Genomic DNA, 14054 nt, shown 5'->3' with positions numbered 1-14054 from the left:
TTAGCAGCGCAGTGTTGTCGGCATTACACTACCCAGCTCAGCAACAACGTTGCCGCAATCACCGTCGACGCACCGCCAATACGGGTGGCGATCTGCGCAAACGGCATCAGCGACATACGGTTTGACGCCGAGAGGATAGCCACATCGCCGGTACCGCCCAGGCCACTGTGGCAACTGGTGACAATCGCCGCTTCCACCGGGTACATATTCAGCCATGAAGCAATGAAATAGCCGCTGAGCGCCATGGCAATCACCACCGAACCGCACACCACCACATAGCCGACGGAAAAGACCGCAACAACGCTTTCCAGCGGCACATACAGCATGCCCAGACCAATCATCAGCGGCCAGACCAGCGCAGCCGACACGAATTTATAGCAACTGTGCGCGCCCTGCTCCATGGACGCCGGGATCACCTGCGCATATTTGCACAGCACGGCAATCAGGATCATCAGCACCGGTCCCGGAATATGCACCAGTTTTTCAAATAACCCGCCAACGATAAAAAAGGCGCAAATCATCAACAACCCGCCGCCCATTAACTGGAAATCCGTCTGCTGGGCGCTCTGGGTCTGGGTAAAAATACGGTTATCGTCATCGCTGCGGATCAGCATACCGTTACCGGTAAGCGAAGGACGGCGCACGCCAATGCGCGCCAGCACCCCGGCGCAGATGATGGCGAAAATATTGCCCACCACCGCAGCGGGTGCCAGTTGTGCGACGTAGACATCCGGCGTTTGCCCGAGGATAGCCGAATAGGCCAGCGACAGCGGTAATATGCCTTCCCCAATGCCACCGCCAATGATCGGCACGATGATAAAGAAAAAGGTGTGATACGGCGTGTAACCAAACAGCATGCCCACCAGCAGCCCCGATACCACCGCCATCACGGTGCCAGCCACCAGCGGCACAAACATACGGATCATCCCCTGGATCAGGATAATCCGGTTCATCCCCAGAATGCTGCCCACCACCAGACAGGCAATGACAAAATAGAGCAGGTTGGCTTCTTTCATCAGCAGATGAACCGTCGCCATGGTGTGGGGTTCGAACATGCCAAAATAGACCAGTACCGACGGTACCATCAGGCACAAAATTGCCGGTCCGCCAATGTCTTTCAGGACGGGCAGCATACGCCCGATTTTGGCGAAGGCGAAACCCAGCGTCATGATCACCGCCAGGCCGCCAATCATATTTTTGGGCAGTAAACCGGCGGATGCCGATACCGCAACGATCGAAGCAATACCCACAAACAGCAGCAGTGGTACCGCGCCGACTTCAAGCCCCTGCAAACGGGCGAGTTGCCCGCCTGCCGGGGCGGTTTCTACAGAGGGGTTAAGAGGATTATCTTTCATTATTTTCACCTGATTCGCTATTAATGAATAACAGTGGGCCAGGAATAACCTCAGGGTTATTCGTAATGGATAAAATGCTTGAAAAAATAAAACCAAAGTAATAAATATTGCCACCAGGAAGTTATTATTGAATAAATACCAACGACGGCTGACTGTAAAGAGCATGCCTGTTTTCCAATGTTAAAATTGTGAATACCGTGGTAATTCCATTTTAAATAACTTAACTCAGCTATTTGTAAATAAAGTAACCGCCAGGATATTCATTTCAGATATTTCTAATAAAAATAACCCCTTAAGCCTTTCTTATTATCCATTTAATTAAAGTAGCCATTATGAAACTAATTAAAACAGGAGAAGTGTGATTCCAGTCACCTCCGGGGATAAAGGCTCCCGATAGAGTGCCGCCTGAAAACAAGTTAAAACAAAACCCAGGATATCTTATGCCTTCATTACTTTTACAATCTTTATTCCCATTGGTATTTATTATGCTGTTGGGATGGCTGAGCGGGAAATTAGGTTATACGCGTCGTGAAGATGCCACGGTGTTAGCCACGGTGGTGATCCGATTTGCGCTCCCTTTTCACCTGTTTATCGGCGCGTTAAACACCAACCCGGAAAAGATCAAAAACTTCTCGTTTATGGCGGTTCTGATTATTGGCCTGATGGGTTCCTATTTACTGACGTTGATCCTGTCGCGCTATGTTTTCCGCCACGATATTAAAACCAGCGCCATACAGTCTCTGGTTTGCGCCTTTCCTGATATGGCGTATTTCGGCGCACCGGTACTGGCAGTGCTGATTGGGCCGGAAGGCTTCTTAGGCGTGCTGATCGGCAACGTAATCACCAGCGTATTTATGATCCCGTTGACCATTATTCTGATCCGCATGGGGGATAAAAATGCCGATAGCGAAGCGCTGCATCCAGGCAAACTGATTTTGCAAAACCTGATGCGTGCAGTGCGTAATCCTATCGTCTGGATCCCTATCTCCGGGGTGCTGCTCAGCCTGGCGGGAGTGCAATTACCACACCTGCTTAGCGCGCCGATTGAGATGGTCGGTAAAATTGCCGGTGGTCTGTCACTGTTCGCACTCGGTCTGCTCTTCTACGGCGAGCGCCCGTCGTTAAACCTGCAGACGTTTACCAATATCAGCATTAAAAACCTGATCCAGCCTGCCATGATGGCTGCCGCCGGACTGGCTTTCGGCCTGAGTCATACCTTAATGCAGCAGGTGGTGATTATTGGTGCCACCCCATCCGCTATCGCTGCGGGCATGTTTGCATTACGCAGCGAAACGTATATCGAGTCCGCATCCTCTTCCATTCTTATTGGCACTGCGATCGGCGTATTAACTGAGGGAATCATGATCTATCTGATTTCATGACACTGAGATCTGATATCCCCGATACAACGACAGTGGTGTCGTTATTATTTAGTCAGGAGCAGCAATAATGTCACGCAAAGAAACACTTTATACGCCTTATAATGGCGCAGTGTTACTGGAAAACCCGTTACTGAATAAAGGACTGGCGTTTACTGAAGAAGAGCGCCTCGCCTTTAACCTGCACGGTTTATTACCTCACAATGTTGAAAGCATTGAAGAGCAAACCGATCGCGCGTGGAAACAGTTCTGCCATTTCAAAAAAGATATCTCTCGCCACGTGTATCTGCGCAATATTCAGGATACTAACGAGACCTTATTTTATAACCTGCTGCGCACGCATATGCAGGAAACATTACCGATTATTTATACCCCGACAGTGGGTGAAGCCTGCGAACACTTCTCGGAAATTTACCGCCGTGCACGTGGGTTATTTATCTCGTGGCCAAACCGCCATCATATTGATGAAATGCTGCAAAGCTTTTCCCGTAACGACATCCGCGTGATCGTCGTGACCGATGGCGAACGTATCCTTGGCCTGGGCGATCAGGGTGTCGGCGGGATGGGCATTCCGATTGGCAAACTCTCTCTGTATACCGCCTGCGGGGGGATTCACCCGGCGTCTACGCTGCCTATTATGCTGGATGTCGGTACTAACAATACCCAGCACCTGGAAGATCCGCTGTACATGGGCTGGCGACATCCCCGCATCAGCGACGATGAATATCTTGAGTTTATGGATATGTTCATTGAGGCAGTGAAGACCCGCTGGCCGGACGTGCTGCTGCAATTTGAAGATTTTGCGCAGAAGAACGCGACGAAACTGCTTAACCGCTACCGTAATGAGCTGTGCTGCTTCAACGACGATATTCAGGGAACCGCGGCGGTCACCTCCGGCACGCTGATGGCAGCGTCGCAGGTGGCGGGGACACGTTTACGCGATCAGCGCGTAGTGTTCCTCGGTAGCGGCTCGGCCGGGTGCGGTATCGCCGACAAAATCATGGCGCTGATGGTTGCCGATGGCGCAACGCCGGAACAGGCACGCAACAACATTTTCATGATTGATCGCTTTGGCTTGCTGACGGATGACATGCCTAATTTGCTGGATTTCCAGCAAAATCTGGTCACCTCACGCGCGAGCATCGCCCACTGGAAGGTGGAGTCGTCCAATATCTCGCTGCTGGAAGTGGTGCGCAACGCCCACCCAACCGTGCTGATTGGCGTCTCCGGTCAGCCGGGACTGTTCAGCGAAGAGATCGTCAAAGAGATGCATCGCCACTGCCCGCGCCCGATTATTATGCCGCTGTCCAACCCCACATCACGTGCGGAAGCGCAGCCCAAAGATCTGATCGAATGGACGCAGGGCGCTGCGCTGATTGCCACCGGCAGCCCGTTCGCGCCGGTATTCTGGCAGGACGAACACTACGAGATTGCCCAATGTAATAACGCTTACATCTTCCCCGGCCTCGGCCTTGGCGTACTGGCAAGCAAAGCCAGCCGCGTAACAGAAGCGATGCTGGTAACGGCCAGTAAAACCCTTGCTGCGCATTCGCCGCTGGCAACGACCGAGAAAGGCGGATTATTGCCGCCAGTGGAAATGATCGAAAGCGTTTCTCGTGCGATTGCGCTTGAGGTAGCCCGTGTGGCACAGCAAGAAGGTGTTGCGCCCGCCATGAGCGAAGACGCATTGCAGCAAAGCCTGGATAAAACCTGGTGGAATGCCACCTACAGCGCCTATAAACGCGCTTCGTTCTAAACCTGCCTGACCACGGAGGACTGCGGTCCTCCGTCATCTCTCCTGATAACGTTTTCCCCCGCCCATTTGCCCAAAGTGTGAAGAGGTGCATAGCACCAGGTCAACCAGAGACAATTTTGTTAACTGAGGAAATACCGACTCCGGAAGCGCTACCGTATACTTGTTTCAGTCCGGGAAAAAAGTTTTCCGCTGCAACCAGCAGTCAGAACCCACTTCTGGCCGCCAGGGAAACGCACATTGAGGGTCGAGTTTATGGAAAAGAAACATATTTATCTGTTTTGTTCTGCGGGCATGTCGACGTCGCTGCTGGTCTCTAAGATGCGGGCCCAGGCGGAAAAATATGCGGTCCCGGTCATTATTGAAGCATTTTCTGAAACGCTGGCCGCGGAAAAAGGTCCCCAGGCGGATGTCGTCTTATTAGGCCCGCAAATCGCCTACCTGCTTCCCGAAATCCAGCGCCTGTTACCCGATAAACCCGTTGAAGTGATTGATCCCCTGCTGTACGGCAAAGTCGATGGCTTAGGAGTGTTAAAAGCGGCCGTAGCGACAATCAAAAAAGCCGCTGCCCACTGATTTTTTGCCATTTCATCGTTATTTCCTCATGTTCACCGCGCGATATTCGCGCGGTCATTAAGGGTATTTTTCTATGAGTAATGCCATTGCTTCACTTGAAAAGATACTTCTTCCTTTTGCGGTCAAAATAGGAAAGCAACCTCACGTTAACGCCGTTAAAAATGGCTTTATCCGGCTGATGCCATTAACCCTTGCCGGGGCGATGTTCGTCCTGATCAACAACGTTTTTCTGAGCTTTGGCGACGGTTCGTTTTTCTATTCGCTGGGCGTTCGCCTTGATGCATCCACCATTGAAACGCTTAATGGCCTGAAAGGCATTGGCGGTAATGTCTACAACGGCACACTGGGCATCATGTCATTAATGGCACCCTTCTTTATTGGTATGGCCCTGGCGGAAGAGCGCAAAGTGGATGCGCTGGCCGCCGGACTGTTATCCATTGCCGCATTTATGACCGTGACACCCTACAGCGTGGGTGAAGCCTATGCGGTGGGGGCAAACTGGTTGGGCGGCGCCAATATTATCTCAGGGATTATTATTGGCCTGGTCGTGGCGGAAATGTTCACATTTATTGTGCGCCGCAACTGGGTGATTACCTTACCGGATAGCGTGCCTGCATCGGTTTCCCGCTCCTTTTCGGCGTTAATTCCCGGTTTTATTATTCTGTCGGTCATGGGGATTATCGCCTGGGCGCTGGCGAACGCGGGCACCAACTTCCATCAAATCATTATGGATACCATTTCCACGCCGCTGGCTTCACTCGGCAGCATTGTCGGCTGGGTTTACGTGCTGTTTGTACCGCTGCTGTGGTTCTTCGGTATTCATGGTTCGCTGGCACTGACCGCACTGGATAGCGGCATCATGACCCCATGGGCGCTGGAGAACATTGCCACCTACCAGCAATATGGATCTGTGGCCGCAGCACTGGAAGCTGGCAAAACCTTCCACGTCTGGGCGAAACCGATGCTGGATTCCTATATTTTCCTTGGCGGCAGCGGCGCAACCCTTGGGCTGATTATTGCCATCTTCATCGCATCACGCCGCGCGGATCATCGCCAGGTCGCCAAACTGGCGCTGCCATCCGGCCTCTTCCAGATTAACGAACCGATTCTGTTTGGTCTGCCGATCATCATGAACCCGGTCATGTTTATCCCGTTTATTCTGGTGCAACCGGTGCTGGCGGCCATCACCCTGCTGGCTTACTACGCAGGCATTATTCCGCCAATTACCAACATTGCGCCATGGACCATGCCAACCGGGCTCGGCGCTTTCTTTAATACCAATGGCAGCATCGCCGCCTTGTTACTCGCGCTGTTCAACCTCGGTATCGCCACGCTGATCTACCTCCCCTTCGTGGTGGTCGCCAACAAGGCGCAACACGCCATTGAAGAGGAAGAGAGCGAAGAAGATATCGCTAACGCGTTGAAATTTTGATCATCACCGGCAGGCATATACACCTGCCGGACAGCTTACAAGGAGACACTATGTTCGATATCGACAATGCCATGGAGACGCCGCTGGCAACCGATGCGCTGGAAGAGGTGATCATGGGCCTTATCATCAATGCCGGTCAGGCACGCAGCCTGGCCTATGCGGCGCTGAAACAAGCCAAGCTGGGCGATTGCGCCGCCGCGCGAACCATGATGGAACAGTCGCGCATGGCGCTTAATGAGGCACATCGGGTGCAGACTAAACTGATTGAAGACGATCAGGGCGAAGGAAGAATCAACGTAAGCCTGGTGCTGGTGCATGCGCAGGATCATCTGATGAACGCCATGCTGGCGCGTGAACTGGTTACCGAGTTGATCGATGTCCATGAAATACTGAATAAGTGAGGAGCGAATGATGCAGCCGCAGCTCAACCCCCAGGAAATCACCACTGTCCGTGAACAGCAGTTGTTTAATGGCAAAAATTTCCATGTGTTCATCTACAACAAAACGGAAAGCGCCAGCGGATTGCATCAGCACGACTACTACGAGTTTACTCTTGTGTTAACCGGCCGCTATTACCAGGTCATTAACGGTAAGCGCGTGCTGCTGGAGCGTGGCGATTTCGTGTTTATCCCGCTGGGATCGCATCATCAAAGTTTCTACGAATTCGGCGCGACGCGCATTCTGAACGTAGGTATCAGTAAGCGGTTCTTCGAGCAGCATTATCTTTCACTGCTGCCGTTTTGCTTCGTCGCCTCGCAGGCTTACCGCACCACCAGCGCTTTTCAGGCGTATGTCGAGACGGTTATCTCCTCCCTCAATTTCCGTGAAAGCGGGCTGGATGAATTTGTTGAAGCCATTACTTTCCATATTATCAACCGCTTACGCCATTACCGTGAAGAACAGGTGATTGATGATACTCCGCAATGGCTGAAATCCACCGTGGAAGCGATGCACGATAAAACACAGTTTGGCGATCATGCGCTGGAGAATATGGTTCGCCTGTCAGCAAAATCCCAGGAGTATCTGACCCGTGCAGTACGGCGTTATTACGGCAAAACGCCAATGCAGATTATCAATGAGATCCGCATCGATTTTGCCAAAAAACAGCTGGAGATGACCAACTATTCGGTTACCGATATCGCCTGGGAATCCGGTTATAGCAGCCCCAGCCTGTTTATTAAGACGTTTAAAAAGATGACGTCTTTTACGCCCAATGGTTATCGCAAAAGTTTAACGGAGTTAATTCAGTAACCCGTTTATTTCCTGCATTTTCAACCGGCCCAGCCACGCCTGGCGGCAACGCGTTTCTTTCTGCAACGGGCTGAGCACACTGAAGGGAGAAGTTATGAGCCAGAAATTAAAAATCGTTACCATTGGCGGCGGCAGCAGCTATACCCCGGAGCTTCTCGAAGGTTTTATTAAACGCTTTCACGAACTGCCGGTGAGTGAATTATGGCTGGTCGACGTTGAAGAGGGAAAAGAGAAGCTGGATATTATTTTCAATCTTTGCCAGCGCATGGTTGAAAAAGCGGGTGTGCCGCTGAAAGTGTACAAAACGCTGAACCGTCGCGAAGCGCTGCAAGGGGCGGATTTTGTCACCACACAATTGCGAGTGGGCCAGTTGAAAGCGCGTGAACTGGACGAACGCATCCCGCTCAGTCATGGGTATCTGGGCCAGGAAACCAACGGCGCGGGCGGCCTGTTTAAAGGATTACGCACCATTCCGGTGATCTTCGACATTATTAAAGATGTCGAGGCTATCTGCCCGAATGCGTGGGTGATTAACTTTACCAACCCGGCGGGCATGGTGACCGAAGCGGTTTACCGCCATACCGGCTTTAAAAAGTTTATTGGCGTTTGCAATATCCCAACCGGGATGAAGATGTTTATCCGCGATGTGCTGAAATTAACGGAGAGCGACGATCTCGCTATCGATCTGTTTGGCCTGAATCATATGGTCTTTATTAAAGAGGTGCGGGTGAATGGCGTCTCGCGCTTTGCGGAATTACTTGATGGCGTGGCAAGCGGAGCATTAAGCGCCTCGACGGTGAAGAATATTTTCGACATGCCATTTAGCGAAGGGTTAATCCGCTCACTGAACCTGCTGCCTTGCTCCTACCTGCTCTACTATGTCAAACAAAAAGAGATGCTGGCCATTGAGATGGGCGAGTATTACAAAGGCGGCGCCCGTGCGCAGGTAGTGCAAAAGGTCGAAAAACAGTTGTTTGACCTCTATAAAGATCCACAACTGAACACGAAACCGAAAGAGCTGGAACAGCGCGGCGGCGCATACTACTCCGACGCAGCTTGTGAAGTGATTAACGCCATCTATAACGACAAACAGAGCGAACACTACGTCAACATTCCCCATCACGGACGGGTGGATAACATCCCGGCGGACTGGGCAGTTGAGATGACCTGCCTGCTCGGTCGCGATGGTGCAACGCCCCATCCGCGCATCACCCATTTTGATGAAAAGGTGCTGGGGCTTATCTATACCATCAAAGGGTTTGAAGTGGCGGCCAGTCAGGCGGCGCTGAGCGGCAAATTTAACGATGTGGTGCTGGCGCTGAGTCTCAGCCCGCTGATTCATTCCGACAGCGATGCCGAAGTGCTGGCGCGCGAACTGATTCTGGCGCATGAGAAGTGGCTGCCGAACTTTGCCGACTGCATTAAAACGCTCAGGGATGAACGACGCTAAGAGGTGGCTATGGAACGCTTATTGATTGTGAATGCCGATGATTTTGGCCTCAGCAAAGGGCAAAACTACGGCATTATCGACAGTTTTCTCCACGGTGTCGTCACATCGACAACGGCACTGGTTAATGGTGAAGCCGTTGAACATGCAGCACAACTGTCCAGCGAATTGCCTGCACTGGCCGTGGGTTTGCACTTTGTGCTGACGCTGGGTAAACCCCTTACGCCGATGCCGGGCCTGACCCGCGACGGGCAACTGGGAAAATGGATCTGGCAAATGGCAGAACAGGATACGTTGCCGCTCGACGAGATTGCGCAGGAGCTGGCGAGCCAGTACCGGCGTTTTGTTGGCCTGTTTGGCCGCGAACCGACGCATCTTGACAGCCATCATCACGTGCATATGATCCCGCAACTCTTTCCTCTCGTGGCGCAGTTTGCCGCAGAACGGCGCCTGCCATTGCGTATCGACCATCAGGCGCTGTTGCCGGCAGATGATGTGCCGCCGTCACTGCGTAGCACGCAGGGTTTCAGCAGCGGTTTTTACGGCGATGGGGTTTCGCAAGCGCTTTTTTTACAGGCGCTGGATGCCTCCGCGGACCGCGGTGAATCATCGCTGGAGATCATGTGCCACCCGGCGTTTATCGATAATACGATTCGCCAGAGCAGCTACTGTTATCCGCGCGTGACAGAGCTGGAGATCCTTACCTCTTCGTCACTGAAATATGCCATTGCGGAGCGTGGTTACCGCCTCGGCACGTTTCTGGATCTCGCAATGTAGCCGCGGCGTTTTGCGGCGCAACGCGCGCCGCAATTTTCCCACTCTCTTACCACCAGACTTCCGCTTGTGCGCCAATGGTCAGTTGGTCTTTTTTCCGATCGGCAAACCTGAACTGGCTGATTTCATTATCCTGTGCCCGAATATAGGTCGTGTAGAAACGCAGTTCAGGCCGCGACTGCAACAGACTGGTGTCGACTTTTAGCGCATGGAACAGCGTGGCTTTATAGCCTTTCTCCGCGTACGCGTTGCCCTGCTGCTGGTTGGTCTGCTTAAACCACGCCAGCTCCATGCCGGTCTGGTTGCCGTTTTTCCAGATCCAGGCTGGACGCACGACCGCACGATAGCTCTGGAAGTCGGTATGCGCCCCGGTATCATAACTGTAGATATCATTGCCCGCCGACCAGGCTAACGCATGCGCCAGTACAACAGACGATGCGGGGTAAAACTCGCCCTGCGAGATCACGCGCAATGCCTTGCCATAAGTGTGTTCGCCATAGTAGTTGTCGCCATTGCCATACCCCGGACTGGCATTGGAAATCAGTGCAAAACCGCTGGCCAATGAGTTATCCGCCGCCTGGACGGTCAGCTCTTCAAAACCGCCCGCATCAAAACGGTGTCGCAGCACCGCCCCCGCAAGCCAGGCGTCTTTCACGCTAAAGTGGCTGCCGTTATTTTCACTGTTTTGGTAACTGTCGGATTTGTTCGCCCGCGAATATCGGCCGAGAAGTTCCGCCGTCGTGTTGCTCGCCACGGGGATCTCTTTATAGCGAATATCCACGGTGTTGGTATTCACCTGCATCGCATCCTGGGTTGCCGGGTAGTTAACGGCATGGGCATTGAGATCCTGGCGAACCAGCGCCATGCTGAGCTTCCCGGCACCGACCTGCCAGTTCTCAATCCCCACCCCGGCACCGCTGTCAGTCAGGTGGCTTTTCCAGTCCAGCATCTGAATTTCGTATTTGGGCAGGTTATGTTTACCGATCCACAGAGAGGCGTCCGGTGCAAAGGGAAGAAACCCGGTAGTAGTGAGATAGATGTCAGAAAATTGCAGCAGGTTTTCCGAATCTTTATCAAACCATGCAGTGCCGTACTGCTCACCCACGTTACCATCCAGCGTGACCACCGCATGGGCAGATTTGCCATCTTGCGCATAGACGCGCTGCTTAAATTGCAGATCGAACCACGACGAGTATTCATTACCGAAACGCCCCAGCGAACCAATGGCATACTCTTTTGGCGAACCGTGATTGCCCGTTCCCCACCCGGAGCGCAAATAGCCGGTAAATGAGAAACCCATATCCTCTTTTACAAAATCGCTTAACGCTTTTAGCGTCTGCGGTGTCGTTTCCGCTGTCGAACCATTTGTATTTTTGCGATTGATTTCAGATTTATTTATTTCTTGATTATTAGCCACCCCGGTAATAGAAACAGGCGTGGTCATTTGTTTATATTTATTCAATTCCGCTTTGGTTTGGCTGAGTTCACGCGCATTTTCTTCCAGTTTTTTCTCCAACTGAGCAAGCCGCTCTTCAACGGATAAAGGTTGCCCCCAGGCGTTGCCACACGCGGCAGAGATCAACAACACGAGCAATGATTTTTTCATAGCATACAATCCATGTGTTATATAATTAGAATACAAAGTTAGTGGTTTACTTATTTAAAAGCGCCCTATTAAAAGAGCGAAAATGATTCTAACCCAGGTTAATTAAATAAATACAGTTAAAGATAATTCATTTATTTTAAAAATAAAAACGCAGTTATTATAAAGATGGGTATATATGCGTTAAAAAGAGAATTAATCAGGAAGTTTTTAATAGATAACAGGTTCACATTAAGTACAAAAGATCGTTTACATAAAAGTTAATGCGCGGATAAAACAGGGGGCCTGATGCCATAAACATATTTGTGCAGGGATTCTAATAATTGATAAGAGCAATACGCCGTATTCCTCTTGACCTGGTAACGTTTGGTCGTATTAACACACTTATTCCGGTTATCGATCGCTGCCCTTTTCCTGCTGAGTGACTGAGGAATAGCACAGCAGTCGAGGCCTCTCCGCACTTTTTATCGAATAGAAATCGCCGTCGCCGCGTTTACCCTTCATTAACACGCAAATGGGGCCTCGTTTATGACTGAAAAAACATCACCGTTAACACAGCTACGCGTTAGCACCGCCCTGCATGACCTGCAAAACGCATCCGCGATCCTGCGACGTCTTCTGTTGCCGGTGGTATGTATGCTGCTGCCTGTCATGCCCGTTTTCGCAGCGGGTGACGATAATACCAACAGCAAGACACCGGATTGCCCCAGCGGGCAGGTTTATGACAGTACGGCGAAACAGTGCGTCCCGGCGAAAACAAGCCAACTCAGCGATGAAGATAAAACCCGTTATGCTTATCACCTGGCAAAAAAAGGGGAGTATCAGGCAGCGCTGAACCTGCTCAACACACTTAAAAACGGCAATACTGCTGAAGCCTGGAATTACCGGGGATATGCCACGCGCAAGCTGGGGCGTACTGATGAAGGTATCGGCTATTATCAGCGTTCATTAGCACTCAATCCAGCCTATGCCAAAGCACGCGAATACCTGGGCGAAGCATGGCTGGTAAAAGGGCGTCCTGACCTGGCAAAAGCGCAATTGCGCACCATCGCGACACTTTGCGGCCATGGTTGTGAAGAGTACCGGGATCTGCAGGCAGCTATCGACGGCCATCCTGAATCCTGAGTCATGGTAAGAGGATAAAAAGATTACGACCCGTGACGTCCGTCAGCATCTTGCTGAACATCTGACACGCCTGTGGCGCTATGGGCTGGTTCTGTCGCGTAACCGCGAGGTGGCGGAAGAACTGGTTCAGTCTACCTGTGTTCGCGCGCTTGAAAAAAGCGCGCAGTTCACCCCTGGGACACGCATTGACAGTTGGTTATTCACTATCCTGCATTCCATCTGGATTTCAGATGTGCGTGCCCGCCGGGTGCGCCTGGGACAGGGGTTCGTTGAAAGCGATGAGTTACTGGCGCCGGATACGCATGAACAGGATGAAGCACGCCTGCACTATGCGAAAATCATGCAGTGCGTAAGCGCACTGCCGGAAGCACAGCGCAATGCCATGTTCTTAGTCTATGTTGAAGGTTTTACCTATCAGGAGGCAGCAGACACATTGTCTGTACCGATTGGCACTATCATGAGCCGGCTGGCTACGGCGAGGGCAAAAATCGCCCAGGTGATTCACACGCCGCCCCCTGTACAGGAGAAACGATATTGAAATCAATCAGATTTACAGCACCGTACAGCGATGAGGCGATAGTCGCCTGGCTCGATGGTGAAATGCCAGCCAGTGATGCAGAGCGCTTTGCGATCGCGCTTGGCCAGGATAAACACCTGGCCGAACGAACCGACAAGTTAAGGCTCAACCAGGCAGACGTTGCCCGTGCCTTTGCGCCCCTCCTGGGGGATGCGCCGCAGTCTCGTATGGAGGAACAACTGGCTAACGTGCTGGCCCACCAACCTGCCCCTTTTCACAAAGCACCGGGCGTCAGTCGACGCGCGTTGATCGCGGCCTCACTCAGTTTTCTGGCTATAGGTTCGGGGCTGGGCTATTTCGCGCGCCCCGCGACCAGGGTTCAGGGCGAAAGCGAAAAAATGCGTGACCTTGAGGCACAGTATATGTCTCTGTACAGTGCGGAAACGTTGCTGGATGCAGACAGTTCCCCCTCAGCGTTGCAGCGTGGGCTGGCGCGTACGGCACAAGACATAGGTTTGCGGGCGAATGAACAGCAACTGGTACTGCAAGGCGCAGAGCTGAAAATGGTGCGGATGCTGCGCTATGACAGCACCTCGATTGCGCAAATTGCCTGGATGCATGCCGATTACGGCCCGATGGCGCTCTGTATTTCACCGGACAGCCATCCTGCCAGCACAGAACTTCGTCATGAACAACGCCATGCGATGAACCTCGTCTGGTGGCATTCCAGAGGCTATCAGTTTGTGTTGATCGGCCGTAACCCTGCCGACCAATTGCAACAAAACGCACTGACGTTGCAAGCGGCGTTGGCATAGCAAAAAAAAACGCACCGGCATGCTGAT

At 52.1% G+C, this 14054-nt stretch carries 13 protein-coding genes; 11 read left to right on the top strand and 2 right to left on the bottom strand.

Annotated elements, in window-relative coordinates:
* Positions 1-23: 23 nt before the first annotated feature.
* Positions 24-1355: a 2-hydroxycarboxylate transporter family protein gene (locus tag ABGA49_RS14485; RefSeq protein ID WP_061493403.1), complete on the bottom strand. Its 1332-nt coding sequence runs from the start codon at positions 1353-1355 to the stop codon at positions 24-26.
* Between the two features lie 440 nt (positions 1356-1795).
* Here ABGA49_RS14485 and ABGA49_RS14480 point away from each other — a divergent pair, with 440 nt between their 5' ends.
* From ABGA49_RS14480 to chbG, 8 genes are all read left to right on the top strand, one after another.
* Positions 1796-2737, top strand: a complete 942-nt coding sequence (locus ABGA49_RS14480) for an AEC family transporter (RefSeq protein ID WP_061493402.1) — start codon at positions 1796-1798, stop codon at positions 2735-2737.
* A 67-nt stretch (positions 2738-2804) separates the two neighbouring features.
* A complete protein-coding gene (locus ABGA49_RS14475; protein WP_061493401.1) occupies positions 2805-4490 on the top strand; it encodes an NAD-dependent malic enzyme in 1686 nt (561 codons plus the stop codon).
* A gap of 252 nt (positions 4491-4742) precedes the next feature.
* Positions 4743-5063, top strand: coding sequence for a PTS sugar transporter subunit IIB (locus ABGA49_RS14470; protein ID WP_061493400.1), 321 nt, complete (start codon positions 4743-4745; stop codon positions 5061-5063).
* A gap of 73 nt (positions 5064-5136) precedes the next feature.
* Positions 5137-6495, top strand: coding sequence for a PTS N,N'-diacetylchitobiose transporter subunit IIC (gene chbC / locus ABGA49_RS14465; protein WP_061493399.1), 1359 nt, complete (start codon positions 5137-5139; stop codon positions 6493-6495).
* A gap of 50 nt (positions 6496-6545) precedes the next feature.
* Positions 6546-6896: a PTS N,N'-diacetylchitobiose transporter subunit IIA gene (chbA, locus tag ABGA49_RS14460; protein WP_061493398.1), complete on the top strand. Its 351-nt coding sequence runs from the start codon at positions 6546-6548 to the stop codon at positions 6894-6896.
* Between the two features lie 7 nt (positions 6897-6903).
* Positions 6904-7746, top strand: a complete 843-nt coding sequence (gene chbR, locus ABGA49_RS14455) for a transcriptional regulator ChbR (RefSeq protein WP_347665722.1) — start codon at positions 6904-6906, stop codon at positions 7744-7746.
* 94 nt (positions 7747-7840) lie between these two features.
* Complete coding sequence (locus tag ABGA49_RS14450; protein WP_347665721.1) at positions 7841-9196, top strand: 6-phospho-beta-glucosidase; 1356 nt, start codon at positions 7841-7843, stop codon at positions 9194-9196.
* 9 nt (positions 9197-9205) lie between these two features.
* Positions 9206-9970 carry a chitin disaccharide deacetylase gene (chbG, locus tag ABGA49_RS14445; protein ID WP_088237822.1) on the top strand — a complete coding sequence of 255 codons (765 nt, stop codon included), beginning with the start codon at positions 9206-9208 and terminating at the stop codon, positions 9968-9970.
* A gap of 46 nt (positions 9971-10016) precedes the next feature.
* Here the strand turns inward: chbG and ABGA49_RS14440 are convergent, their stop codons facing one another.
* Complete coding sequence (locus tag ABGA49_RS14440) at positions 10017-11573, bottom strand: carbohydrate porin (protein ID WP_347665720.1); 1557 nt, start codon at positions 11571-11573, stop codon at positions 10017-10019.
* 633 nt (positions 11574-12206) lie between these two features.
* Here ABGA49_RS14440 and ABGA49_RS14435 point away from each other — a divergent pair.
* From ABGA49_RS14435 to ABGA49_RS14425, 3 genes are read left to right on the top strand one after another with little or no spacing between them, the layout of a single operon-like run.
* Positions 12207-12695, top strand: a complete 489-nt coding sequence (locus ABGA49_RS14435; RefSeq protein ID WP_271044663.1) for a tetratricopeptide repeat protein — start codon at positions 12207-12209, stop codon at positions 12693-12695.
* A 22-nt stretch (positions 12696-12717) separates the two neighbouring features.
* Positions 12718-13233: a sigma-70 family RNA polymerase sigma factor gene (locus ABGA49_RS14430; protein WP_071889871.1), complete on the top strand. Its 516-nt coding sequence runs from the start codon at positions 12718-12720 to the stop codon at positions 13231-13233.
* Positions 13230-14027 carry a hypothetical protein gene (locus ABGA49_RS14425; RefSeq protein WP_347665719.1) on the top strand — a complete coding sequence of 266 codons (798 nt, stop codon included), beginning with the start codon at positions 13230-13232 and terminating at the stop codon, positions 14025-14027. Before ABGA49_RS14430 ends, ABGA49_RS14425 begins: the two co-directional genes overlap by 4 nt.
* The last annotated feature ends 27 nt before the right edge of the window (positions 14028-14054 follow it).

The sequence above is a fragment of the Kosakonia sp. WA-90 genome (assembly GCF_039871955.1).
Classification (GTDB): domain Bacteria; phylum Pseudomonadota; class Gammaproteobacteria; order Enterobacterales; family Enterobacteriaceae; genus Kosakonia; species Kosakonia oryzendophytica.
This window is presented reverse-complemented; position numbering and strand designations above follow the sequence as displayed.

Coding starts and splice junctions, on each gene's coding strand:
- ABGA49_RS14435 (WP_271044663.1), top strand. CDS start 12,207: ATGCTGCTGCCTGTCATGCCCGTTTTCGCAGCGGGTGACGATAATACC.
- ABGA49_RS14475 (WP_061493401.1), top strand. CDS start 2,805: ATGTCACGCAAAGAAACACTTTATACGCCTTATAATGGCGCAGTGTTA.
- ABGA49_RS14480 (WP_061493402.1), top strand. CDS start 1,796: ATGCCTTCATTACTTTTACAATCTTTATTCCCATTGGTATTTATTATG.
- chbR (WP_347665722.1), top strand. CDS start 6,904: ATGATGCAGCCGCAGCTCAACCCCCAGGAAATCACCACTGTCCGTGAA.
- chbG (WP_088237822.1), top strand. CDS start 9,206: ATGGAACGCTTATTGATTGTGAATGCCGATGATTTTGGCCTCAGCAAA.
- chbA (WP_061493398.1), top strand. CDS start 6,546: ATGTTCGATATCGACAATGCCATGGAGACGCCGCTGGCAACCGATGCG.
- ABGA49_RS14470 (WP_061493400.1), top strand. CDS start 4,743: ATGGAAAAGAAACATATTTATCTGTTTTGTTCTGCGGGCATGTCGACG.
- ABGA49_RS14440 (WP_347665720.1), bottom strand. CDS start 11,573: ATGAAAAAATCATTGCTCGTGTTGTTGATCTCTGCCGCGTGTGGCAAC.
- ABGA49_RS14450 (WP_347665721.1), top strand. CDS start 7,841: ATGAGCCAGAAATTAAAAATCGTTACCATTGGCGGCGGCAGCAGCTAT.
- ABGA49_RS14485 (WP_061493403.1), bottom strand. CDS start 1,355: ATGAAAGATAATCCTCTTAACCCCTCTGTAGAAACCGCCCCGGCAGGC.
- chbC (WP_061493399.1), top strand. CDS start 5,137: ATGAGTAATGCCATTGCTTCACTTGAAAAGATACTTCTTCCTTTTGCG.